The 24,286-nt window shown below is 72.6% G+C and carries 11 protein-coding genes; 6 read left to right on the top strand and 5 right to left on the bottom strand.

All coding sequences use genetic code 11. The annotated features are described in order from the left end of the window. Window positions 1–27: 27 nt before the first annotated feature. Complete coding sequence (locus ACZ4WQ_RS36070) at window positions 28–3,156, bottom strand: alpha-mannosidase (protein ID WP_468022724.1); 3,129 nt, start codon at window positions 3,154–3,156, stop codon at window positions 28–30. A gap of 153 nt (window positions 3,157–3,309) precedes the next feature. On the opposite strand from ACZ4WQ_RS36070, the gene ACZ4WQ_RS36065 reads away from it, so the two are divergent. Then, window positions 3,310–4,419, top strand: a complete 1,110-nt coding sequence (locus tag ACZ4WQ_RS36065; protein ID WP_311723935.1) for a LacI family DNA-binding transcriptional regulator — start codon at window positions 3,310–3,312, stop codon at window positions 4,417–4,419. A gap of 69 nt (window positions 4,420–4,488) precedes the next feature. Here the strand turns inward: ACZ4WQ_RS36065 and ACZ4WQ_RS36060 are convergent, their stop codons facing one another. Beyond that, a complete protein-coding gene (locus ACZ4WQ_RS36060; RefSeq protein ID WP_468022723.1) occupies window positions 4,489–6,078 on the bottom strand; it encodes a ricin-type beta-trefoil lectin domain protein in 1,590 nt (529 codons plus the stop codon). Window positions 6,079–6,453: 375 nt separating this feature from the next. Between ACZ4WQ_RS36060 and ACZ4WQ_RS36055 the strand changes: the two genes are divergently transcribed. From ACZ4WQ_RS36055 to ACZ4WQ_RS36035, 5 genes are all read left to right on the top strand, one after another. Then, window positions 6,454–12,660, top strand: coding sequence for an SDR family NAD(P)-dependent oxidoreductase (locus ACZ4WQ_RS36055; RefSeq protein WP_468022722.1), 6,207 nt, complete (start codon window positions 6,454–6,456; stop codon window positions 12,658–12,660). Then, window positions 12,653–15,169: a hypothetical protein gene (locus ACZ4WQ_RS36050; protein ID WP_398374945.1), complete on the top strand. Its 2,517-nt coding sequence runs from the start codon at window positions 12,653–12,655 to the stop codon at window positions 15,167–15,169. The genes ACZ4WQ_RS36055 and ACZ4WQ_RS36050 overlap by 8 nt, the downstream gene beginning before the upstream one ends. Beyond that, window positions 15,166–16,734 (top strand): PfaD family polyunsaturated fatty acid/polyketide biosynthesis protein, encoded by a 1,569-nt coding sequence (locus ACZ4WQ_RS36045; RefSeq protein ID WP_398374943.1) that lies wholly within the window; start codon window positions 15,166–15,168, stop codon window positions 16,732–16,734. Before ACZ4WQ_RS36050 ends, ACZ4WQ_RS36045 begins: the two co-directional genes overlap by 4 nt. Before the next feature lie 313 nt (window positions 16,735–17,047). Further along, complete coding sequence (locus ACZ4WQ_RS36040; protein ID WP_311723930.1) at window positions 17,048–18,397, top strand: cytochrome P450; 1,350 nt, start codon at window positions 17,048–17,050, stop codon at window positions 18,395–18,397. A gap of 174 nt (window positions 18,398–18,571) precedes the next feature. Then, window positions 18,572–20,974, top strand: coding sequence for a beta-galactosidase (locus ACZ4WQ_RS36035; protein ID WP_468022721.1), 2,403 nt, complete (start codon window positions 18,572–18,574; stop codon window positions 20,972–20,974). Between the two features lie 19 nt (window positions 20,975–20,993). Here ACZ4WQ_RS36035 and dgoD read toward each other — a convergent pair whose 3' ends face one another. From dgoD to ACZ4WQ_RS36020, 3 genes are all read right to left on the bottom strand, one after another. Beyond that, window positions 20,994–22,139, bottom strand: a complete 1,146-nt coding sequence (gene dgoD, locus ACZ4WQ_RS36030) for a galactonate dehydratase (RefSeq protein ID WP_311723928.1) — start codon at window positions 22,137–22,139, stop codon at window positions 20,994–20,996. Between the two features lie 58 nt (window positions 22,140–22,197). Continuing rightward, on the bottom strand, window positions 22,198–22,974 hold the full coding sequence (locus ACZ4WQ_RS36025; RefSeq protein ID WP_311723927.1) for an SDR family NAD(P)-dependent oxidoreductase: 777 nt from the start codon (window positions 22,972–22,974) through the stop codon (window positions 22,198–22,200). 138 nt (window positions 22,975–23,112) lie between these two features. After that, the gene (locus tag ACZ4WQ_RS36020) at window positions 23,113–24,282 is read right to left on the bottom strand and encodes an FAD-dependent monooxygenase (protein ID WP_398374939.1); all 1,170 of its coding nucleotides are present in this window, start codon (window positions 24,280–24,282) and stop codon (window positions 23,113–23,115) included. Between the last annotated feature and the right edge of the window lie 4 nt (window positions 24,283–24,286).

The following is a 24,286-nucleotide window of genomic DNA, read 5'->3' as shown; positions in this document are numbered from 1 at the left end:
TATGGGGTGTCTGGTGGCGCCTTCGTGTCAGGTGGCGATCCGCAGGGTCGCCACCTGGAAGGGGCCGAGATTCAGGGCCGCGCCGTCGGCGGGACGGCGGGTGCCGGCCGGCGTCCGGGGCAGCGCCGTGGGCAGGCCGTCCTCGACGGCGCCATCGGCGTCGTTCGCGGTCGGGAGCTCTCGCTCCAGCAGGTCGGTCTCCCATACGACGGCGTCCGCGCCGAGCTCCGCGCAGGGACGGAGCAGGGCCTGTGCCCGGCTTCCCTGCGTCTCGTAGACGCGCACCACGAGATCGCCCGAGCCGTCGTCGGCGAGTTTGACCCAGTCGACGATCGCGTGGCCGGCCAGCGGCTCGAGCGCCACGAGGGGTTCCAGCGGCGGGAGCGCCGCGATGTCGGGCGCGTTGAACGACGAGGCGGCCTCCACCGTGGCGGGCACGTCGGCACCGGGGAGCAGCGCCCAGCGGAAGTGGTGGCGGCCCGCGTCGGCGCCCGGGTCGGGGAAGCGGCTGCCGCGCAGCAGCGAGAGCCGGACCACGGTGGAGTCGCGGTCAGCGCGCGTGTCGGCGCCGTACATGGTGTCGTTGAGGACGGCCACGCCGTAGTCGGCGTCGGCCACCTGGATGTAGCGGTGCATGGCGGCCTCGAACATCGCGTCCTCCGCCGCGGTGTTCACCAGAAGCGGCCGCTCGACGTATCCGTACTGCGTCTCGAACCGTGCCGTTCGGGCCATGACGTGGACCGGCAGAGCGACCTTGAGCAGCCGCTCACGCTCCTGCCAGTCGACCTCGCACTCCGTCTCGAACCGCCCGGTGCCCGCCCTCAGCCACATCGTCAGCGTGACCGTCGACGCGCCGAACCGCCGGACGATCTCGACGCCGGCATCGGGCCCGTCCTGGACCACCGTCCGGCTGGTGACATCGTCGACCACCTGGAAGTTCCGCAGGGCGTGGCGGTCCACGTCCCACGCGTCCCACCGCACCGGCTCGTCGCGGAACAGCTGAAGTACGCCCACGCGCCCGCCGGGCGGCACCACCTCCCGGCCACCGCGCAGGTCGCGCAGCGAGGTGACGTGGCCGTCGGCGTCGACGACGACCCGCAGCAGGCCGTCGTCCAGAACGGTGGCACCGGCCTCGCCGTCGGAGACCCGGACGGGTTGCGGCTCCCCCGCCGGGTCGGCGGCGCGCGCGCACACGAACGGAGGGAGCGGCCCCGCCGTCTGCCCTGCCGTCGGAGTGCCGAGCGCCTCGGTGGCCTGGTCGATGAGCTCGCGCAGTCGAGCCTCGGTGGCCTCGTAGGTGTCCCGGGCCTCGCGGTGCACCCAGCTGATCGAGGTCCCCGGGAGGATGTCGTGGAACTGGTGCAGGAGCACGCTCTGCCAGATCTCGTCGAGGCTCTCCTGCGGATAGGGCGCTCCCCGCAGGACCGCGGCCGCGGCGCCGAGGTACTCGGCCGCCCGGAGCAGCGACTCGCAAGTCCGGTTGTGCCGCTTCATCGCCACCTGGGACGTCAGGGTGCCCCGGTGCAGCTCCAGGTACAGCTCTCCCCGGTGGACGGGGGCCAGCGGCCGCGCGGCCGACTCGACCTCGCGCAGTTCCGCCTCGGCGTCCTCGAAGAACTCCGCGGGAGTCCGGGACACCACGCGCGGCGCGCCTTCCAGGTCGGCGAAGCGGCGCAGCCGTTCGGCCATCTCCCGGGTGGGGCCGCCACCGCCGTCGCCGTAGCCGTAGGGCAGCAGCGAGTGGGAGGCGATCGCCTTGTCCTTGAAGTTGGTGACCGCGTGGCGCAGTTCGCGGGCCGTGACCTCGGCGGCATAGGTCTCCGCGGGCGGGAAGTGGGTGAAGATCCGGGTGCCGTCGATGCCCTCCCACCAGAAGGAGTGGTGCGGGAAGGTCGTGGTGTCGTTCCAGGAGATCTTCTGGGTCAGGAACCAGCGGGCCCCGGCCCGGCGCGCCAACTGCGGCAGCGCGCCCGAGTAGCCGAACGAGTCGGGCAGCCACACCTCGCGCGCCTCGATGCCGAAGCGGCTGAGGAAGTACCTCTTCCCATAGGTGAGTTGGCGCACCATGGACTCGCCGGTGGGTATGACGCCGTCCGGCTCCACCCACATGCCGCCGACGGGCACCACCCGCCCCCGCTCGACATGGTCCCGCAGCCGCGCGAAGAGTTCCGGGTAGTGCTCTTCGAGCCAGGCGAAGTGCTGTGCCGCCGACATGGTGTAGACGAGGTCCGGGTCGGCGTCCAGCAGGGCGAGGGCGTTCGAGACGGTCCGGGCGAGCTTGCGCACCGTCTCACGCAGCGGCCACAGCCACGCCGAGTCCATGTGCGCGTGCCCCACCGCGGTGATCCGGTGGGCGGTGGAGTGCGCGGGGGCGGCCAGAAGCGGGGCCAGCACGGCGCGCGCCCGGCGGGCACCGGCTTCGGCCTCCGCCTCGTCGTAGACGTCGAGGGCCTGCTCGATCCCGCGGAGCAGCCGCCAGTGGCGCGGCTCGTCCTCGGTGAGTTCGGCGGCCAGGCCGCCGAGCACGTCCAGGTCGGACAGCAGGGCGTGCACCTCCGGCGAGAACGCGGCGGTCTCCGCGCGCCGCAGCCGGAACTGGTCGAACGGCTCCCGCGCGCCCTTCTCGCCGTGCTCGGTGACGACGAAGGGCGGCAGGCCCAGCAGGAGCGGGTTCGCCGCGGCCTCCACGTAGAGCACGAAGCGGCCGTCCGGGTCGAGCAGCCCGGGGGCGGCATCGCCTCCGGCGAGCCGGATCGCCGTCTGCCGCGGGTGCAGGCCCTTGACGATGGTGCCGTCCGGGGTGAAGACCAGGCCCTCGCAGTGACCTCCGACGGAGTGGTCGAACCACCCCAGGTCGAGCAGCAGGTCGACCGGTCCGGGCGTCCCGGGCCCGACCTGGCCGCGGACGCGGAACCAGGTCGTGGACCACGCGGGCCCCCATGCGTCGCCCAGGGCGAAGGGGCGGTAGTCGGGGCAGCTGCGGCCGGGCTCCGACGCCAGCCCGAGGGCGTGGCGGGGGCTCACCGGCTCGCCGTCGTCCCCGACCGCCCATGCCTCGATCTCGACGTCCCCCAGGTGGCTGTGGACCTGCGGAAGGATCCGTTCCCGGCGCACGCGGTCGAGCCGCTCAAGCGTCCTGCTGAAGTGATTGTGCATGCGTTGTTCTCTCCACGGAGGAGCGGCGACAGGCCATGTAATACGTTTTAGTAGTGGTGCGAGTGGCGGCAGACTAATACGTTTTAGAAGCGCGGTCACCGCGGCGCATCATCACGTTTATGTAAAGTCCACGTGGGCCACGATGGAGGATCCATGCCAGCGAAGAACCACCCCACGCCAGGAGCGGGGGCAGACTCGGGCTCCCCCGGCCGCCCGCACACCGGGGAACCGCCGCCCCGGCTGCGCAGCACCGACATCGCCCGGCTCGCGGGGGTCTCCGTCTCGGCGGTGTCCATCGCGATCAACGGTCGCCCCGGCCTCAGCGACGCGACCCGCAAGCGCATCCTCGACGTCGCCGATGAGCTCAACTGGCGCCCGCACCTGGCCGCACGCGCGCTCAAGGGCGCGACCAACGACGTGGTCGGCATCGTCATCGCCCGCCCCGCACGCACACTCGGCGTCGAGCCCTTCTTCGCCCAGTTCCTCTCCGGTCTCCAGTCCTGCCTGTCCAACCGGGGGATCGCCACCCAGCTGCTCATCGTCGAGGACACCGAGGCCCAGATGGCGGTCTATCGGCGCTGGGCCGCCGAGAACCGGGTCGACGGGGTCGTCCTGCTCGACCTCGCGGTCGACGACGTCCGGCCACAGCTCGTCGCCGACCTGGGCATCCCCGCGGTGGTGCTGGGAAGCCACGGGAACCCCATGCCGATGACCAGCGTCTGGGTGGACGACCACGCCGCGGCGGTCAGCATCCTGGACCACCTGGTCGGCCTCGGACACCGGCGTATCGCCCACGTCAGCGGCACCGTGTCCTACCAGCACACACAGCGCCGCCTCCAGGCCATCGCCGAAGTGCGCGAATCCGTCGGCATCGACGTGACCTCCATCGCCACCGACTACTCCGACGCCCAGGGCGCGTCGGCGACCCGCCGTCTGCTGGAAGCGGACCCCCGCTACACGGCGATCGTCTACGACAACGACGTCATGGCGGTCGCCGGGCTCGGCGTGGCCACCGAGATGGGCATCGCCGTTCCCGACGAGGTCTCGGTGGTGTCCTTCGACGACTCCGTCCTCACCACCATGGCGCGGCCCACGCTCACCGCGCTCACCCGCGACACCTTCGCGCTCGGCACCCTCACGGCCACCGAACTGCTCCGCGTGATGGCCGAGCGACCCGAACCCCGCGCCGTGCAGGCCCCCACCCCGCAGCTCGTCGTACGGCAGAGCACCGCCTCTCCCGCCGAGGGGGCAGCGCCCCGGTAGGCCGGCCGCCGCAGCTGGTCCGCCCCGTCTGCGGCGACGGCGAGAAGCGGCTTCACCCTCCGCCTCGGGTCACTTCGCCCCGGCCTTCCACCGCCGGTCGTCGCCGCCTCGGTCCGGCAGCAGGAACAGCCCGTCGCCCCAGTACGGTGTCACCACGTGGCCCGGGGCGATCTCCGGGCGGACCACACCGCGGGAATCGACGGCGAAGCGCAGGTTCCGGCCATTGCGGCTGTGGACCGCGGAACACTCCCAGATGCCGACGCCCTTGTCCGTGGCACCCCGGCTGTCCAGGCAGAAGCCGGGGTCGGCGAGCGACTGGACGACACCGCGCGCGGTGTCCACGCGCCAGCGCTGAGTGGCGGACGAGGTGCAGGGCGCGGTGATGACATCCGTGCCCAGGTCCATCACACCGTCGCGGATGTCGAGGCACCGGCCCGAGCCGACGTTCACCATCTGGGCATACGTGCCGTTCGGGGGATGTGCCGCGGGCGGCTTGGCCGTTGGCTTCGGCTTCGGTTTCCGCGTCGGCTCGGACGCGGTCCTCGTTTTCGGGGGCGCCGGTCGTGCCGTCTTCGACGAAGACGGCTTCGGGGTCCGAGTCGGGCGCGGCGACTTCGTCTTCGACGTCGGGGAGGGGGACGGCGTCTCCGAGACCATCACCTCGGCGGCCGTCGGCGAGGGCGGCGGCGTGTGGACGCCGCTCGCGGCTCGCACTTCCTCCGAACCGCCCGAGATCAGCAGGTAGACCAGCAGCGGTGCCGCCGCCGCCCCCAGGGCCGTCGCGCCCAGCGCGACCCGCCGGGAGGGCCACCAGCTCGAGAGTCCGTCGGCGCCGACCCCGGCCCGCTCGCCCGTGTCCGCCCGGACGTACGCCGCGCCACCCCACAGGAGCAGTCCCTCCGCCAGCGCCGTACGGGGAGTGTCACGCAACTGCGACTGCTCCTCGTACGCGGCGGCGCAGTGCCCGCAGTGGACCATGTGGTTGTGCAGATCCGCGCTCTGGCGCCGGGTGCTGGGTCGCACCGACTGCTCGATCAGCCGCTGGAAACCCTGACAGCGCTGATCGCCGGAGGCGGCCAGCCGGGCTTCCAGCAGGGACTGGCGCAGTCGCCATAACGCCGGTTCGATGCCGTATGCCACGTCCTGCGCGGACAGGCCCAGCAGATGGGCCGCGCGCTCCTGGGGCTCCTGCTCGACGACGCAGTGCCAGACCAGGCCCTGCCCGCGGACCGGAAGTTCCTGGAACGCCGCGAGCATCGGTGGCTGCGGGACCTCGGGAGCCGCCCCGCACGCATACGTGACCAGGTCGGTGTCGAGACGGGCGGCGCGTTCGTCCGCGGCCCAGGCGGCGGCCACGCGACCGGTCAGCAGCAGGAGTTGGTGGCGCCAGGGGCCGTCCGGTTCCTCGCCGCGGACCGTGTCGCGGGCCGCGAGCGCGAACGCCTGGGCGGCGAGCTGCCGGGCCGCGTTCTCGTCGGCCGTGCACACGCGCGCATAGGCGAGGACCGCGGAACGGTGACGTGTGCGCAACTCGCGCAGGGCCGGATAGGCGGCCGGGGAGCCCGTCCGCAGCCACTTGGTGAGCTGGACATCGGACATCTCGCCGAGGTCATCCTCGTCGGCCTCGATGTCGCCGTCGTCCCGCGCCGCCCGGGTCATCCCGTGCCTCCCTCGAACCCTCTGCCACTGCCCGGCGGGCACGTCTGAGAGTTGAGAGGTACCGGCCGGCTAGGGGTGAACCATAGCGGTGCGAAACATCGCGCAGGAAAGGGGTACCGCTGGGTAACCGGAATCAACCGACGGACCATCAGCTCTCGCTCATCCGGGTGAACTTTCCGGGTGCGGCATGACCACCACGGACCGCCCCTATCGGACATCCCGCGAAGAAACCGCGCTCGTCACAGCCCGGGCGGCAACCGAAACGTGATCATCACCAGCGGCGGAAGCGGAGTTCTCATCTAATAGACTCCCAGGGTCAGTTGATCTTCCTGACACCCCCGTGCCCTTCCCCATCTCCCCTCAGGAGAGCCCCCTATGCTGGCTGACGCCGTCGACAACCGGCTGGCCCGAAATCCCGTCGCGATCGTGGGGCTGGCGGGACTCTTCCCCCGGGCGATGAACGTGCGGGAGTTCTGGAACAACATCGTGGCCGGCACCGACTGCACCGAGGAGGTCCCGGCCACCCGGTTCAGCGTCGCCGACTACTTCGACCCCGACCCCTTCGCCGAGGACAAGACCTACTGCCGGCGCGGCGGTTTCCTGCCCCCGTTCCGCTTCGACCCGCGCGAGTTCGGCATCCCGCCGAACACGCTGGACGCCACCGGGCTGATCCAGCTGCTCAGCCTCCATGTGGCCAGGGATGTGCTGCGGGACGCCGGCTGCGACACCTCCGCCTGGTACAACCCGGCGCGGACCGGGGTGGTGCTGGGAGTGTGCGGCGGGAGCTCGAGCATGATGCCCCTGGCGGCGCGGCTCCAGACACCCGCGCTCAAGGCGGCGGTCCTGAGCTGCGGTCTGAGCGAGCGGGACGCCGAGGAGATCGCGCGCCGGTACACGGCGGCCTTCCCGCCCTGGACGGAGAACTCCTTCCCCGGCTTCCTCGGCAACGTCGTCTCCGGCCGGGTGGCGAACCGCCTCAACCTCGGCGCGTTCAACGGCACGGTGGACGCCGCCTGCGCCAGCTCCCTGGCCGCGCTGCGGATGGCCGTCAGCGAGCTGGTCGGGCACCGCGCCGACCTCATGATCACCGGCGGGGCCGACGCGGACAACACCATCTTCTCCTTCATGTGCTTCAGCAAGACCCCGGCGCTCTCGCCGAGCGGCGAGATCCGCCCCTTCGACGAGGACGCCGACGGCACCCTCGTCGGGGAGGGCATCGGGATGCTGGCGCTCAAGCGGCTGGCCGACGCCGAGCGCGACGGAGACCGGATCTACGCCGTCATCCGCGGCCTGGGCACCTCGAGCGACGGCCGGTCCCAGAGCATCTTCGCGCCCTGCGGAGACGGCCAGCTCACCGCGTTGCGCCGGGCCTACGAGGACGCCGACTGCGCGCCGTCCTCGGTCGGTCTGATCGAGGCCCACGGCACCGGCACCTCCACCGGTGACGAAGTGGAACTCGGCGCGCTCAACGCGCTGATGGCAACGCCCGATGACCGGCGGTACGCGGCCGTCGGCAGCGTGAAGTCCCAGATCGGGCACACCAAGGCGGCGGCCGGCGCGGCCGGGCTGATCAAGGCGGCCCTCGCCCTCCACCACAAGGTGCTGCCCGCCACCATCAACGTCCGTACCCCCAGCGCCGCGGCCCGGCAGGAGGACGCGGCGCTGTACGTCAACACCACCACCCGCCCGTGGATCCGCGACCCGCGGCGCCCGGTGCGCCGGGCGGGAGTGTCCGCGTTCGGCTTCGGCGGGGTCAATGTGCACGCCGTGCTGGAGGAACACCAGCCCTTCAGCGATACGCCGCGCACGCTCCACACCACCCCGCGTGCCCATCTCTGGCACGCCCCGACCCCCGAGGCGCTGCGCGAACTGCTCGAACACGGCGAACAGCCCGCCACCCCCGGCGAGATTCCCGCCGACCACGCCCGGCTGGGCTTCGCCGCCACCGACGACACCTACCCCGACATGCTCGCCAAGGCCGTGGCGCAGTTCGACGCGCACCCGGGCCTCGCGAGCTGGACCCACGCGGACGGCATCTGGTACCGGGCCGCCGCGCTCCCCTCGGGCGGCAAGGTGGCGGCGCTCTTCGCCGGCCAGGGCAGCCAGTACGTCAACATGGGCCGCGAGGCGCTTCTCTCCGTCCCGCCGGTGCGTGCCGCCTTCGACGCCGCCAACGCGCTGTACGCGGACGGGGGTCCGCATCACGAGCTGCTGTCCGACGTCGTCTACCCGGCCCCGGGGCGGGACGGGAAGGATCTGCGGCGCGCCTCCGAGCGGCTGCGCCGCACCACCTACGCCCAGCCCGCCATCGGCGCGTTGTCGATGGGGCAGTTCCGCTACCTCTCGGAACTCGGCTTCGCGCCGGACGGCGTGCTCGGCCACAGCTTCGGCGAGCTGACCGCCCTGTGGGCCGCCGGCTGCCTCGACGACGCGGGTTTCCTCGCCGCCACGGCGGCCCGCGCCCGGACGATGGCCCCGCCCGCCGACGCCGCCGGGCACGACCCGGGCGCCATGGCCAGTGTGCGCATCCCGAACGCTCAACTCATCGCGTTGATGGGCGAGTTCCCCGAGCTGCACGTCTGCAACCGCAACGCGCCCGAGGTGGTCGTGGTCGGCGGTCCCACGGCCACCGTCGAGCGGTTCACCGCCACGTGCGGCGAGCGACGCATCCCGGCGCAGCGGCTGCCTGTCGGGGCGGCGTTCCACACCCCGCACGTCCAGCACGCCGTCTCCTCCTTCGCGCGCGGGATCGCCGACATCCCGCTCCACGCCCCACGGGTTCCGGTGTACGCGAACACGCCGGGGGCGGGCTACGGCGACGACCCCGAGGCGAACCGCGGGATCCTGACCCGGCAGATCATCAACACCGTCGACTTCCAGGCCAGGCTGCGGGAGATGTACGCGGACGGCTTCCGGGTCTTCGTGGAGTTCGGGCCCAAGCGCACGCTCTCCCAGTTCGTCGAGCAGACGCTCGGCGAACACGGGGTGGACATCGTCTGGACGGACATCGGCACCGGTGGCGACAGCGCCCTCGCCCTGAAGCAGGCCGCCGTCCAACTGGCCGTTCTGGGCCTGCCGCTGCGCGGCATCGACCGGCACGACGAGCCGGTGCCGCCGCCCCCCGTCGCGTCCGCGGTGGCCCGGGTCCTCGACGGCCCGCAGTTCGCCACGTTCGCCCGCCAGGAGGAGTACCAGCGCGTCCTCGGCACGCCCTACCGGTCGGCCGAGCCCGTCGTCCGGGAGCCCGAGCCCGTTGCCGAGCCGCAGCCCATTGCCGCCGCTCACGACGATCCGCTGGGGCGCGCCGCGGCCGAGCACCTCTCCATGCACACCCGCTATCTCGACGGGCAGCTTCGGACCGCCGACCAGCTGGTGAGCCTGCTGAACGAGGGCGTCGGCAGCGGCTCGCCCGAAGCGGTCCTCGCCGGGATCACCGCCGTCCGCGACCACAGCGTGGCGCTCGGCGAGGCCCACGCCCGCGCCAGCGAGGTGCTGACCGATCTGCTGCGCCTTCCCGGGGGCGGGACACCGACGGGGTATACGCCCCATGGCACGCGCAACGGCACGTCCGAGGGACACGCGCTCGGCACACCGCCGCACGCCGACCGGCTCCCCTCGATGGACGGGCCGCCGGAGATCCCGGCCCCGGTCGAACCCGTCGAGGCCGGCAAAGCCGTCATCACCGGTGAACTGGTCGAAGCCGCCGCGCCGAACAACAAGTCCGCGCTCGAGATGCTGCGCGACACCGACTTCGACGCCGCGATCGACCCCGAGCTCCGCGCCGAGCTGGCCAACCTTGATCCCCTGGAGATCGAGCAGGTGATGCGCGAGGTGGTGGCCGAGAAGACCGGCTACTCGATCGACATGATCGATTCCGACATCGACCTCCAGACGGAGCTCGGCATCGACTCCCTCAAGCAGTTGGAGATCGCCTCCGAGCTCTGGCGCCGCTACCCGGTGTTCTCCCGTGAGGAGATCTTCCGCTTCACGGCGGCCCGAACGGTCAGGGACTTCGCCACGCTGATCCCCGAGGTGCTGAAGAACCCCACCACCAATCTCCGCGTCGCCACCTCCGTACCGCTGGGCCGGGCGCACATCGGCTGGCGCCCGCTGCCCGAGCCGGACCTGCTGCTCGGCGCCTATGGCCAGGAGCCCTGCGCGGTACTGGTCGACGACGGCGGGGAGTTGGGCGGCTGGGTGGCCACGGCGCTCCGGTCGCGCGGCTGGCGGGTCGCCCGGCTGGCGCTGCCCGGGACCCCGGCCGCGTCGGGAGAGACCGAACCGGACACCTGGCACCTGGCCGACTGGGGCGAGGAGAGCCTGGCCGAGCAGGTCGGCCTTCTCGGTGTCGCGGTGCCACGCGTCGACCTGTGTCTGCTCCCCTTCAGCCACGACCCCGAGGTCGACCGCGAGGACGCGGTGCGCCGCCTGGCCCACGCCGTCCTGGTCGCCAAGCATCTGCGTCAGCCCCTCACCGGGGCCTCGGCCGACGGCAGCCGCGCCGGGTTCGTCGCTATCACCCGGCTCGACGGCGCGCTCGGCTACGCCGGGTCGGGCGGCGCGCCCGAGCGGGCGCTGGCCGGCGGCGTGACCGGGCTGGTCAAGTCGCTGGCGCTGGAGGCGCCCGAGCTCTTCTGCCGGACGGTCGACCTGGCTCCCGAGCTGACCGAGGAGCAGGTCGGCGCCTGCCTCGCGGGCGAGATCGCCGACGCCGCCGTCGACCTGCACGAGGTGGCCGCCGGGCCGGCCGGGCGCCGCACGCCGGCCCTGGTCGCCGAGCCGGTCCCGCTGATCGGCGCGGCAGCACCGGACGGCCGGGACGGGGCCGTCGAGCCGCCCGCGGAGCTGACCACCGGCGATGTTCTCCTGGTCACCGGCGGAGCGCGGGGCATCACCGCCTGGTGCGCCATCGCCCTGGCGCGGCAGGTGGCCTGCGGCTACCTGCTGCTCGGCAGCACACCGCCGGCCGACGAGCCGGACTGGGCGGCCGGGCTCGACGGCCGGGAGGAGCTGACGGCGGCCGCCGCCGACCAGCTGCGCGCCACCGGCCAGGACCCGGAGGAGCCGGCCACCGCCGAGCTGATCGCCCGGCAGGTACGCGGGATCACCGCGGGGCGCGAGATCCGCGCCACCCTGGCCGCCCTGCGTGAGGCCGGAGCCGAGGCCGAGTACGTGGCCGTGGATCTGACCGACGCCGCGGCGGTGCGCGCGGCGCTGCGCCCGCACGCCGACCGGGTCACCGGCGTCGTCCACGGGGCGGGCGTCCTCGCCGACCAGTTCCTCGCCGACAAGGACCCGGAGTCTGTCGGGCGGGTGCTGGCCACCAAGCTGACCGGCCTCGGCAACGTACTGGACGCGCTCGACGCCGAACGCCTCCGTCACCTGGTCGCCTTCACCTCCGTCTCCGGCATCTACGGAAACCTCCGGCAGGCCGACTACTCCCTGGCCAACGAGGCGCTGAGCCGGTTCGTCTGCGCCTGGAAGGCCAGGCACCCCGGCCGCCACGCCACCGCCCTGGCCTGGGGGCCGTGGGCCGGCGGCATGGCCACCCCCGGCGTCCAGAAGCTCTTCATGCAGCACGGGGTGCCGATGCTCGCCCGGGACACCGGTACCGGCTACTTCACCGAGCAGATGAGCCCCGAGCACGCCGCGGACCTGGTGACGGTCATCGGCCCGCTGGAGCCCATGTACCGGCGGGGCGAGACGCTGCCGGACGGTGGCGTGGTCGTGGAGCGGCGGATGGCGGCGCTCGCCGACGAGCCGCTGCTCGCCGACCACCGCATCCACGGCTGGCCGGTGCTGCCCCTGACGGCCGCGGTCGGCTGGGGCGTGCGCGTCGTGGAGGCGATGCACGGCGGGCAGCCGGTGATGGAGTGCCGCGACTTCCAGATCAGCAAGGGGCTGGTCTTCGACGGCACGGCGGAGGACGACCGCTTCCTGCTGACGGTCTCGCCGCCCGAGGGCGGGGACTCGAACGCCATCGGCGTCCGGCTCCAGAGCGAGCGGGAGGGCGCCGCGCCGGTGCTCCGCTTCGCGGGAGGCTTCCTGCTCGAGAAACGGGCCGCCCAGCCGCAGGACATCGAGCTGCCGCCCTACGAGCTCCCCGACTTCGACCCTCAGACCCACGAGGCGTACGACGGCTTCCTCTTCCACGGGCCGACCCTGCGCGGCCTCGGCCCGACACTGGAGGAGCAGCCGGGCAGGCTGGTCCTCGCCGCCCGGATGGCCGACCCCGTCTTCGGGCAGGGCGCCTTCGCCGGGGCCAGGTACAGCCCGGCCCTCACCGATCTGCTGCTCCAGGCGGCGGCGCTGCTCGGCCGCCAGCGCCTCGGCCTGCTCTGTCTGCCGGTATCGGTGGAGCGGGTTGAGCTCTTCGCGCCGCTGCCCGCGGACGCGCCGTTCGTCCTCGTGGCCGAATCCGTCGAGGAGAGCCCGCTGCACCTGATCTGTACGGTCACCGCCTGCACGCCGGAGGGCAAGGTGCTCCAGCGGTGGGGCCGGATCGGCATGATCTTCACCTCGCCGGAGATGAAGGACAGCGGCATCTTCCTGCCCGCGGAGCGCGGGGGGCGGCATGGCTGACACCGGCACTCCCGACGGCACCGACGGCGGCACGACCGTCGCCGTCGCCGTCACCGTCGAGGAATCGGGCTTCGGAGGCGTCGAGGAACTGGGCTTCGAAGGTGAGCCGTTCCTCGTTCCCGTCCCGTCCGCACCGTCCGTACCATCCACTCCGCCCGCCCCGCACACCTCACCGCGGGCCCTCGGCGACCTGAGCCACCTCGCGCGCGACATCGCCGACCGGGTCGGCCGCGCGCACGCCGCGGTGCTGGAGGCCCACGAGGCCGTCCAGCGCCACCTTCTCGCGCGCTGCGCGCCGGGCGCGCGGCCTCCGGCGGCGCCCGCGCCGCAACCCACGGGACGCATGGACGGCCCGGCGCGCGTCGAGCTGGTCCGGACGGTCCCGGCGGACGCGGCCTACAGCGTGTCGGGCCAGGCCGATCCGGCGTGGATCCTCGACACCGCCGCGGCGGCCTTGCCACTGCTCGGGGAGCGCGGTCTCGCCCCGGCCGGAACCGTCCACCGGCCCGGTCGTACCGTCCTCACCTGGCACCGGGGGCTACCGGAGGCCGGAGCGGAGCTCCTGGTACGGGCGGGCGCCGAGACCGTCCACCGCGACGAGCGCGGCATCCGCTTCACCTTCGACTGGCAGGTCCACGCCGAGGGGAACCTCCTGGTGGAAGCCACCGGCACGGGCGGCTTCCTGACGCCCGAGCACGCCGCCGAGCCGCTGCCGGACGAAACCCCGTGGCCGGAGCGTCAAGTTCCGCGCTACCCGAGGCAGTTCCGCCCGCTCGCGGTCACCGGGCGGTCCCGGCTGACCTGGCAGGAGCTGCGGGCCCTGGCCAGCGGATTCCTCGCGGAGGTCCTCGGCCCCGACTTCGAGGGAGAGGGCAGCGGCCCGCGGCTGCCAGGACCCGCTCCGCGGCTGATCGGCAGCGTCACGGAGGCGACCTGCGAGGGCGGCCGGTACGGGCAGGGCAGGATGACCGCCCAGCTCACCTTCCACGGCGGCGGGCCGGCGCGCGGAGCGGACGCCAGCGCGCTGCTGGCCGAGGCCGTCTCCGGCGCCCTCCAGGTGTACGCGCTCCGCTGCGGGCTGCATCTGTGCCTGCCCGACGCGCGCTTCCAGCCCTGGGACGGCGGCCCGGCCGCCATCGAGGTGATCGACCCGACCGCGCTCGGCGCCGCCCTGCGCTGCGAGGTCGATGTGGCCGAGGTGGGGCTCGTACCCCGCCCGCACGTCGTCGCCGACGCCGTGGTGTTCGCCGGCGACCGGCCGGTGGCCCGTCTGCACGGCATCGGCGTCGCCCTCCACGAGCCGCCGGGCACCGAACTCGGCGCCCTGACGATCTGGGAGGCGCGGGACTCCTCCGCCGCCCACGATTCGCTGCGGCAGCGCGGCGCGCCTCAGCGGATGCTGCTCGCCCACTCGTCCGAGGGCGACCTGTCGGCCGTCACCGGAGAGATCGAGGCATCCTCGGTGACCGTACGGCCCCGGCTGCCGCGCGGCGACCTGCTGATGGTCGACCGGGCCCTCGACTACGACGCCGAGCCTCTGGACTTCCGGTCGGGTGCCACCCTCACCAGCGAGTACGGCGTCCACCCCGACCCCTGGTTCTGCCGGGAGAACGGCTCCGGCGCCGTGCCCAATCTGCTGTACATGGAGTCAAGCCTTCAGGCCGCCGCCCAGTTGAGCGCCATCCAGGGCATCCTTCACCAGCACCGCGACAGCGCCTTCGTCTGCCGGAACCTGGAGGGGCGCGCCACCCTGCTCCGGCACGCCGACCCGCGCGGTCTCGCCCTGCGGCACCGCATCACGCTGGCCGACCACTCGAAGCTGCCCGGGGCGATCCTCCACCGCTACACCTATCAACTCAGCCTTCCCGACGGGCCGGTCTACTCGGGTGAGTCGGTCCATGGCTTCCTCACCAAGGAGGTCCTGGACAACCAGCAGGGGCTCGACGGCGGACAGTACGTTCCGCCCTGGCTGGACCGCCTTCCGACGCGGCCCGCGGGGCTCCGCCGGCTCGATCTCTCCCATGACACCCGGCTCGGCCGCGGACGGTTCGCGCTGCTGCGCGAGGCCGACCTGGTGCCGGACGGCGGTGAACACGGCGCCGGATACCTCCTGTGGGAGCGGACGGTGCCGGAGGACGACTGGTTCATGGCGCACCACTTCCGCTTCGACCCGGTGATGCCCGGTTCGGTGGGCGTCGAGGCGCTGTTCCAGTCCGTCGCGGCATACGCGCTGCACACCGGCCTCGCCGACTCCCTGCCGGACCCGGCCGCGCGGCCCGCGGCCCATGTGGAGCTGGCCTGGAAGTACCGAGGGCAGATCACGCCCGGTCACCGCCGGATGCGCGGCGAAGTGCACATCCGCCGGGTGCGGCGTCAGGGCGATGGTCTGCTCCTGGTCGCCGACGGCAGCGTGTGGCGCGACGACCTGCGGATCTACCAGGTGGACAACATCGGCGTCGAGATCCTGCCGAAGACCGGTGGGACCGTGGACGAGAAGGTGCGGCCATGACGGTGCGATACGACCCGGACGGGGTGTACGCCGTCCTCGCCGACCTCGACGCCCCCTGCTATGTCGTCCGTAACGGGGATCGGGTCGGCGCGAGCGCCGAACCACCCGCGGCGGGCGGCCCGTTGGCCCTGCTGGCCGCCGCCGGGCCGATGCCGTCCACGCGGCTCGGCGAGTCCGGCTTCCGGCGCCGTCACGGCGTGTCCCACGCGTATCTCGCCGGTTCCATGGCCGCCGGCATCGCCTCCGAGGAGCTGGTGGCGGCGCTGGCCCGCGCCGGTTTCCTCGCCTCCTACGGCGCCGCGGGCCTGCCCCCCGAGCGGGTCGAGCGGGCCCTGACACGGCTCGCCCGGGAGATCCCCGGCCTGCCGCACGCCGCCAACCTCATCCACGCGCCGCACGCCCCCCAACTGGAGCGTGCGCTTGTCGACCTCTACCTGGGGTACCGGCTGCGCTGTGTCGAGGCCTCGGCGTTCGTCCAGCTCACCCCCGACCTGGTCCGCTACCGGGTGGCGGGGCTGCGCACCGGCCCCGGTGGCGGGGCGTACGCCGAGAACCGGCTGATCGCCAAGGTGTCCCGCGCCGAGGTGGCCGAGCGGTTCCTGCGTCCGGCCCCCGAGCCGATGGTCCGCGCCCTCTTCGAGCGCGGCGAGATCACGGCCGAGCAGGTCACGCTGGCGCGGCTCGTCCCGATGGCGGACGACCTGACCGTCGAGGCGGACTCCGCGGGACACACCGACCGCCGCCCGCTGGTCACCGCGCTGCCCGCGATGCTGCGGCTGCGGGACCGCGTCGCCCGCGAGCTGGGCCACGCGGTGCCGCCGGTACGCATCGGCGCGGGCGGCGGCATCGGCACCCCGGAGGCGGCGCTGGCCGCCTTCAGCCTGGGCGCCGCCTACGTCGTCACCGGCTCGGTCAACCAGGCCTGCCTGGAGGCGGGCACCTCGCCGGCGGTCAAGGCCCTGCTCGCCGCGGCCGGGCCCGCCGACTACGCGATGGCCCCGGCCGCCGACATGTTCGAGGGGGGCGCCGAGGTCCAGGTCCTCCGCAGCGGCAGCCTCTTCGCCGGCCGGGCGCGCAAGCTGCACGAGCTCTACCGCGCCCACGCCGGCCTGGACGAGATCCCCGCCCCGGACCGCCGGCGCCTGGAGGCGAAGGTGTTCCGGCGCCCGCTGTCCGAGGTCTGGCAGGAGACCGCGGACTATCTCGCCGAACACCACCCCGAACAGCTCCTCCGCGCCGAGATCGACCCCAGGCACCGGATGGCCCTGGTCTTCCGCTGGTACCTGGCCCAGTCGTCCCGCTGGGCCGTCACCGGCGCCGAGCGCGCCGCCGACTACCAGGTCTGGTGCGGGCCGGCGATGGGCGCGTTCAACGAGTGGGCCGCCGGCTCCGTCCTGGCCGATCCCGGCCGGCGCCGGGTCGCCGAGGTGGCGCGCCATCTGCTGCACGGCGCCGCGTTCCACCGCCGCCTCGCCCACCTTCGCTTCAGCGGGGTGCGGATCCCGGCGGCGTGCGCCTCCTATCGCCTGCCACCGGCGTCCTCGGCGGTGTCCGTCACATCTTGACCCGGCACTCGCCCGAAAACGGCGTGCATTCACACCACGGACGTCAATTCGGGTGCTCTGTGGCGGTTTTGATGGGGTGACTATTCAGCCGCGTCAAACGTGATTAGTCTATCTCCGCATCGGAGGGTGTTCCCGGCACTTCCGCGCTCTCCACCTGGGATGACGTGCGGCTTTTTCCCGCGGACGGACGCCTGGCCGGTGGGTCGTCGCTGTCGTGCTAAGGACATGGTTCATGGATTCGCAACTGCCTCCCGATTCGGACACCTCTGCCGCCCCCTCGGACCTGTACTCCCTCACCTCTGTGGAACCCCTGATGACCAGGGAATTCGAGACGCGGCCCGCGCAGGTGTACGAGCGGTTGCGCAACCGGTACGGCCAGGTGGCGCCGGTGGATGTGTTCGGTGCCCGCGCATGGCTGATTCTCGGCTTCAACGAGGTCCGGGAGGTGATGCGCGACGAGAGCCACTGGAAGAAGGACATGGAGAACTGGCGCGCGCTGCGCGAGGGCCGGGTGGCGTCCGACTGGCCACTGATGGCGTCGCAGGGGTTCGGCCACATGCTGCTGCGCGACGATGAGCGGCACAAGACGACACGCCAGGCCGTGGACATGGCGCTCAAGCCGTTTCAGGACCCGGGCGAGCCGCAGGCCTTTGCGCTGAACCAGGCCGTGTCCCGGCACATGGACGAGCTGATCACGTTCTTCGCGGAGGGCGCCACCAGCGGGTGGGTGGATCTGTGCGCCCAGGTCGCGCGGCCGCTCCCGCTGATGGTCCTCAACCGGCTGTTCGGCTTCCCCGTCGAGCAGGGCGACGACATCTTCATGGACTCCTGGCGGATGGTGGACGCCGGCCCTGACGCCGCCGCGGCGGCCGAGCGGCTGGTGAAGGCGACCACCGAGCTGGCCGCCTACAAGCAGTCCCATCCCGGTGACGACCTGACCACGCGGCTGCTGGCGGCCGACCCGCCGCTGTCGGTGGAACAGGTCGGTATCGAGCTGTACGCGATCCTTGTGATCATGTCCGAGCTCGTGGGCCACTCGATCACCAACAGTGTGCTGGAGGTGCTCACCGGAAATTCCGGGGTGCGGACCAGCCTCACGACCGGCCATGCCGACGAGTTGGTCAACCGGGTGCACATCGCCTCGCCACCGTGGACCAACTGCACCTTCCGTTTCCCCGTCGCCGACACGGACCTGGGGAACTTCCGGCTGGCGGCCGGCGACGCGGTCATGGCGTCGATCGCGGCGGCGCACGGGGACCCGCAGTTCCTGAGCGCGATGGACCACGAGGCGTCCAAGAGCTCGCGTGCCCATCTGGCGTGGGGTACCGGCGTACACGCGTGCCCGGGGCGCGGGCTCGCCGACATGATGGTGACCACGGCGGTCAGCCGGCTGTTCGAGCGGTGTGACTTCGAGCTGGGCCTTTCGGTCGACCAGTTGCCCTGGCGCTCCTCCACCTATGTGCGTGGCCTGCGGTCGTTCCCGGTCCGCTTCCGGATGCGGGAGGCGAAGAACACCACCGCGCGGAGCGCCCCGGCCGCCGGTGCGGCGGGCGATTCCACGGCGCAGGAACCCGTGGCGGCCGCCACCTCCGCGGAGCAGGACCGGCCCCGCTCCGCGTTGTGGCGCTTCCTCGCGAGCCTGCGACGTGGCGGCCAGCCCTGACCGTGCTTCGCGGCGACGCCGTGGCCGGGTGGCCTCCGGTGGCCGAGTGGCGACCCCGCCCGGCCGCCGGAGAGCGTGCGTCAGTCATTAATTATGAATACATCTTGACAGGGTTTCGGGCCCCACCCACGATGAACGCACTTCACTGAGCCTTCGTCGCAGGAGCCGCCTGTCATGTTGTCTCTGCACGCCCAAGAACCCCCCACGCCGCTGACCGGCCATCTGCCCATGGGCAGTTCCGCTTCCGCTCCCCGCTCGGTGACGGTCGACAGCCAGAGCCTGATCAGGGACGGCCGCCCGTGGATCCCGGTGATGGGCGAGTTCCACTTCAGCCGCTGCCCGGCGGCCTGGTGGCGCGAGGAACTCCTCAAGATCAAGGCGGGTGGTGTGGACCTGCTGGCCACCTATCTGTTCTGGAACCAGCACGAGAACGAGCGCGGCACACTGCGCTTCGACGGCGATCTGGACCTGCGCCGTTTTGTGACCCTGTGCGGTGAGCTCGGCCTGGCTGTGGCGGTGCGGATCGGCCCCTGGTCCCACGGCGAGTGCCGCAACGGCGGCTTCCCGGACTGGCTGACGGAGACGGGCTGCACCCCGCGCACCGACGACGCGGCCTATCTCGCGCTGGTCGAGCCCTACTACCGCCGCGTCGCCCACGAGTTGCGCGGTCTCTTCCATGACGACGGCGGCCCGATCGTGGCGGTCCAGGTCGAGAACGAGCTCTACGACCAGCCCGGGCATCTGGCCACCCTGCGGCGCATGGCCGAGGACTCCGGCATGCGCGCACCCTTGTGGACCGCGACCGGGTGGGGCGCGGCGGACATTCCGCGCGACACGTTGCTGCCGCTGTACGGCGGCTACCCGGAAGCGTTCTGGGAGGACGCGTACGACGGGTGGACGCGGGAGATGCGCCGCCACTACTTCTTCACGCCGATCCGCGACGATCACGCGATCGGTGCCGACCTGCGCCCCGCCGCCCCGGTCGGCACCGGCCCCGACCCCCGCCGTTATCCCTACGCCACCTGCGAGTTGGGCGGCGGCATGGCGATCGCCTACCACCGCCGGCCCCTGGTGCCGGCCGAGGACATCACCTCACTGGCGCTGGCCAAGCTCGGCAGCGGCTCGGTCTGGCAGGGCTACTACCTGTATCACGGCTGCTCGCAGCGGCTGGACCTCAAGGAGCCCAACCAGGAGAGCCACGACACCGGCTATCCCAACGACCTGCCGACGGTCAACTACGACTTCCAGGCTCCCCTTGGCGCGTACGGACAGGTCAGGCCCTCCTTCCACGCGCTGCGTCTGCAACACCTGTTCCTGCGCGGCTACGGCGCCGAACTGGCGCGGATGCCGCTGTGGCTGCCCGACGCCCGCCCCGCCTCGCTCGACGACCGCACCACGCTGCGCTGGGCCGTTCGCTCGGCGGGCGAGCGGGGCTTTCTGTTCGTCAACAACCACCAGCCGCACGAGACGCTGGCCGACCACCACGGCGTCCGCTTCCGCGTCCACCTCGACGGCGGACGCACCGTCACCCTGCCCGCGCGGCCCGTCTCCGTGCCCTCCGGCGCGCACTTCGTATGGCCGATCGGGCTGGATCTCGGCGCCGGGCTGCACCTGGACTGGGCCACCGCCCAGCCCGTCACCCGGCTCGAGACGGACGGCGCCACGCTGACCGTACTGGCGGCCGTCGACGGCATCCCCGCTTCGCTGTCCCTGCCCGCGGACGTGCGGGTGGAGGGGCCGGCGCGGGTGGAGCGCGGCGCCGACGGCACCCTCGTCACGGTCACCGAGCCGGACGCCGGGGCACTGCTCACCTTGACCGCCCCGTCCGGCGGCGCCCGGGTCCTGGTGCTCCCCCACCGCGAGGCGCTGCGGCTGAGCCGACTACGTGTCTTCGGCCGGGACCGGCTGGTACTCAGCGACGACCTGGTGGTCGCCGACGGAGACGAACTGCGTCTGCACCTCGCCTCCTCGTCCCCGTCCATCGCCCTGCTGCCCGCGCCGGCCGCCTTGCGGGGAGCGGGCGTCGGGCTTCCCGCACCGTACGGCATCTTCACCCGCTGGCCGCTGAACCCCGCACCGCGGCTGCCACAGCCCGTCCTGGAATGCCGTCACGCGCAGGCTGTAGCCGCCCCGGCCCGCACCGGCGGCTCCCATCAGCGCGCCTCCGCCCCGCGCGAGGAGGACTTCGACAAGGCCGCCGTGTACCGCCTCACCATCCCGGCATCGGCCCTGGACGGGGAGGGGGAGGTGCTGCTGCGGCTGCGCTACACCGGGGATGCCGCCCGTGCGTACATCGGCGGGACACTCGTCGCGGACCACTTCTGGTACGGGCCCGACTGGGAGATCGGGCTGCGCCGCTTCGCCGACGCCGCCGTGCGGCACGGCGTGGAGATCCGCGTCCTGCCGCTGCACCCCGCCGCGCGCGTCCATGTCGACGCCTCGGTGCGCGAGGGCCTGGACGCCGCCCGCACCCGGGCCGCGGTCGAGGCCGCCGAGCTGGTGGCCATCGCGCGCGCCACCCTCGTCGGCTCCACCGGCACGGCGCTGCCCGCGCCGAACGCCTACCGCATGGCCTGACGGCACGCCCGGGGTGCGGTCACCATTCCGCGAACGACCCGTCGTCGTGTCGCCACACGGGGCTGCGCCAGTCCCGCGCGCTGCCGTCGGCACGGCGCACCGCCTGCTCGTCGACCTCGATGCCCAGGCCCGGGCCGAGCGGGCGGCGGAGGTGTCCCTCGTCGAACCGGAACACCTCGGGGTCGATGACGTAGTCCAGGAGTTCGGCCCCCTTGTTGTAATGGATGCCGATGCTCTGCTCCTGAATGAGGAAGTTCGGGGTGCTGAAGGCCACTTGGAGACTCGCGGCCAGCGAGATCGGCCCCAGCGGGCAGTGCGGGGCGAGCAGCACGTCGAACGTCTCCGCCAGCGACGCGAGGCGCCGCACCTCGGAGATGCCTCCCGCGTGCGACAGGTCCGGCTGGAGTACCGCGATGCCCGCCTGGAGCGCGGGGAGGGCCTCGGTGCGCGAGTAGATCCGCTCGCCGGTGGCGATCGGGATCGCGGAGGCCGAGACCACGTCGCCGAGCCGGTGGGCGTACTCGGGCAGGACGGGTTCCTCGACGAACAGCGGGTGCAGCGGTGCGAGATGCGGCAGGATCCGGCGCGCGTTGGCGGCGCTGAACCGCCCATGGAAGTCGATCGCGAAGTCCCGCTCGGGCCCCAGCGCGTCGCGGGCGGTGGCGGCCCGTTCCACCACGGCGGCGATGTCGGCGGCGGTGGCCAGCCGGTTCATCCGACCGCAGGCGTTCATCTTGACGGCGGTGAAGCCCGCCTCCACCTGTGCCCTCACGGCTTCCGCGATCTCGCCGGGCTCGTCGCCGCCCACCCAGCTGTAGGCCCGCACCCGTTCGCGCACCGGACCGCCCAGCAGCACATGGACCGGCACCCCGAGCGTCTTGCCGGCGATGTCCCACAGCGCCTGGTCGATTCCGGCGACGGCGCTGGAAAGCACCGGGCCGCCGCGATAGAACGACCCCTTCGTCATCACCTGCCAGTGATCCTCGATCCGCATCGGATCCCGGCCGGCCAGATACTCGGCGAGTTCGTGAACGGCTGTGCGGACCGTGGCCGCCCGCCCCTCCACGACCGGCTCGCCCCACCCCACCGCTCCTTCGTCGGTCTCGATGCGGCAGAACAGCCAACGGGGCGGAACGGCGAACGTTTCGACCTGGGTGATTCTCAAGAGTGTCGCTCCAAAGGCAGGCATGGGAGGACCGGACAGGGCGTGGTCGCCCCGGGGCTCACGAGGAGTTCTTCAGCACGCTCCAGCCGCCGTCGACGACGAGCGAGGCCCCGGTCACGAACGAGGCGTCGGCACTGGTCAGGAAGGCGACCGCCGCGGCGACCTCCTCCGGCCGGCCGAGGCGTCCCACGGCGGTCTCCCGAGCCGCTGCCCGCCGGTCCGCCTCGCCGATGCCGTCCCAGGCCCTGGTCAGGACCGGTCCCGGCAGCACGCTGTTCACCCGGATCCGGCCGCTGTACTCGACGGCCAACTGCCGGGCCAGCCCCGTGAGCCCGGCCTTCGCCGCGGCGTACGCGGGCCGCCCGGGCAGTCCCACCAGGGCGTGCACCGAGGAGACGAGCACCACGCTGCCGCCCGTCGAGATCAGATCGTCCAGGCAGGCGCGCACCCCGAGGAACGACCCGGTGAGGCTCACGGCCAGCTGCCGGTTCCACTCGGCCTCACTGGTCTCGTGGGCCGCCGCGACACGGACCGCGTAGGCATTGCTCACCAGCGCGTGCACGGGCCCGAAGGCCTCGCGGGCCGACCGCACGGCCTGGGTCCATGACGCCTCGTCCGAGACATCGCAGCGCTGGAACCGCGCGCTGCCTCCGGCGTCCCGTATGGCCGCGGCCACCGCCGCGCCTCCCGGCTCGTCGATGTCGGCGACGACCACGCGGGCTCCCTCGGCGGCCAGCCGGTGAGCCGTGGCGGCGCCGATACCGGAGGCCGCACCGGTGACCAGCGCGCACTGCCCGGCGAGGCGGTCCGGGCACGGGGTGGGGGTGGGATGCACGGAAGGACTCCTGCGGGTGGCGGCAGCAACTCACCGCATTAAATATGAATTAATGCGATGTGCCAAGAGGTGACGCAAACGTCGAGGCCGCAGCGCACAGCGCTGCGGCCTCGTCAACGCCCTGCGGCGTCGCGGTACCTAGGGGTGGATCCCGGGGAACATGAGGACGTCCCGCTGCTGTTCCGCGAAGGCGGCGTAGGTCGTCCGGCGCAGTTGCTCGTCCCGCTCGTGCCGCTGCCGCGGGTCCTCCAGCTGCTCCTGTTCGCTCAGCGCGCGGGAGGCGTTGACCATGAGCCGGGTGCGCTCGCGGCGTTGGTCCTCATAGCTGCGCAGTCCGGCGGTGAGATCGCCGGACCCGGCCAGTGTCCCGGCCAGGACGACGGCGTCCTCGATGGCCATCCCGGCCCCCTGGGCGAGGCTGGTGAGCATGGGATGCGCGGCGTCTCCGAGGAGGGTGACCCGGCCGTCGCCCCAGTGCTCCAGGAAGGCGCGGTCGCGGGCCGGGATGGCGATGATGTCCTCTTCGGGCGTCGCGCGGATGGCGGCCTGGACCTCGTCCGCCCAGCCGGCGTACGCCTGGACGATCTCGTCCTTCGTGCCCCGCCAGTCGGCGGCCCGCTCGACGGACATGTTCTTGGTGCCGAACCAGTAGGTCTGTCCGTGGCCCACGTCCAGCAGTCCGAAGCGCTGTCCGCTCCCCCAGTAGTGCAGGACCGAGCCCGTCTCGAAGCTGGGGTGGCTGAACGGGACGATGGCGAGCCAGCACACATATCCGGCCTCGTAGACCGGTTCCGGGCCGGTGATCTGGCGGCGGATGGCGGAGTTGATCCCGTCGGCCCCGACCACGATGTCGCCGTGGGCCCGGCTGCCGTCGGCGAAGCGCACGGTCGCTCCGTCCGGTCCGTTCTCATAGCCCACGGCGGCGGCGCCGAGGGTGATGGGGGTGTCTCCCACCGCCTCCAGGAGGCCCTGTTGCAGGGCGCTGCGGCTGATGACCACGGTGGGCGGCAGCCCCAGCTCCTCGCTGAGCTCCGGAATGGGATACCAGGTGATGTGGTTGCCCTCCGCGTCGTTGATGCCGAAGCGCTGGAGGACCTGCCCGCGTTTTTCCAAGCCGATGTCGATGCCGAGGGCGTCCAGCGCGGCGCCGCCGTTGCTCAGCACACCCAGGCCGGAACCGGCGGCTCTTAATTCGGTGGCGCGCTCGTACACCTCGACGTCGATGTCGACCTGGCGCAGAGCGGCGGCCAGTGTGAGGCCGCCGATCCCCGCCCCGATGACCACTGCTTTGGGCCGGTGGGATGTCATGAGG

The sequence above is a fragment of the Streptomyces sp. NPDC028305 genome (assembly GCF_055569495.1).
Note: the sequence above shows the minus strand (reverse complement) of the source record. Positions and strands in the feature narration are given on the sequence as shown.

Bases quoted from the DNA above. Each gene is read 5' to 3' on its own strand.
- ACZ4WQ_RS36045 (WP_398374943.1), top strand. From the start codon at position 15,166: ATGACGGTGCGATACGACCCGGACGGGGTGTACGCCGTCCTCGCCGAC.
- ACZ4WQ_RS36070 (WP_468022724.1), bottom strand. From the start codon at position 3,156: ATGCACAATCACTTCAGCAGGACGCTTGAGCGGCTCGACCGCGTGCGC.
- ACZ4WQ_RS36020 (WP_398374939.1), bottom strand. From the start codon at position 24,282: ATGACATCCCACCGGCCCAAAGCAGTGGTCATCGGGGCGGGGATCGGC.
- ACZ4WQ_RS36035 (WP_468022721.1), top strand. From the start codon at position 18,572: ATGTTGTCTCTGCACGCCCAAGAACCCCCCACGCCGCTGACCGGCCAT.
- ACZ4WQ_RS36055 (WP_468022722.1), top strand. From the start codon at position 6,454: ATGCTGGCTGACGCCGTCGACAACCGGCTGGCCCGAAATCCCGTCGCG.
- ACZ4WQ_RS36060 (WP_468022723.1), bottom strand. From the start codon at position 6,078: ATGACCCGGGCGGCGCGGGACGACGGCGACATCGAGGCCGACGAGGAT.
- ACZ4WQ_RS36065 (WP_311723935.1), top strand. From the start codon at position 3,310: ATGCCAGCGAAGAACCACCCCACGCCAGGAGCGGGGGCAGACTCGGGC.
- ACZ4WQ_RS36050 (WP_398374945.1), top strand. From the start codon at position 12,653: ATGGCTGACACCGGCACTCCCGACGGCACCGACGGCGGCACGACCGTC.
- ACZ4WQ_RS36040 (WP_311723930.1), top strand. From the start codon at position 17,048: ATGACCAGGGAATTCGAGACGCGGCCCGCGCAGGTGTACGAGCGGTTG.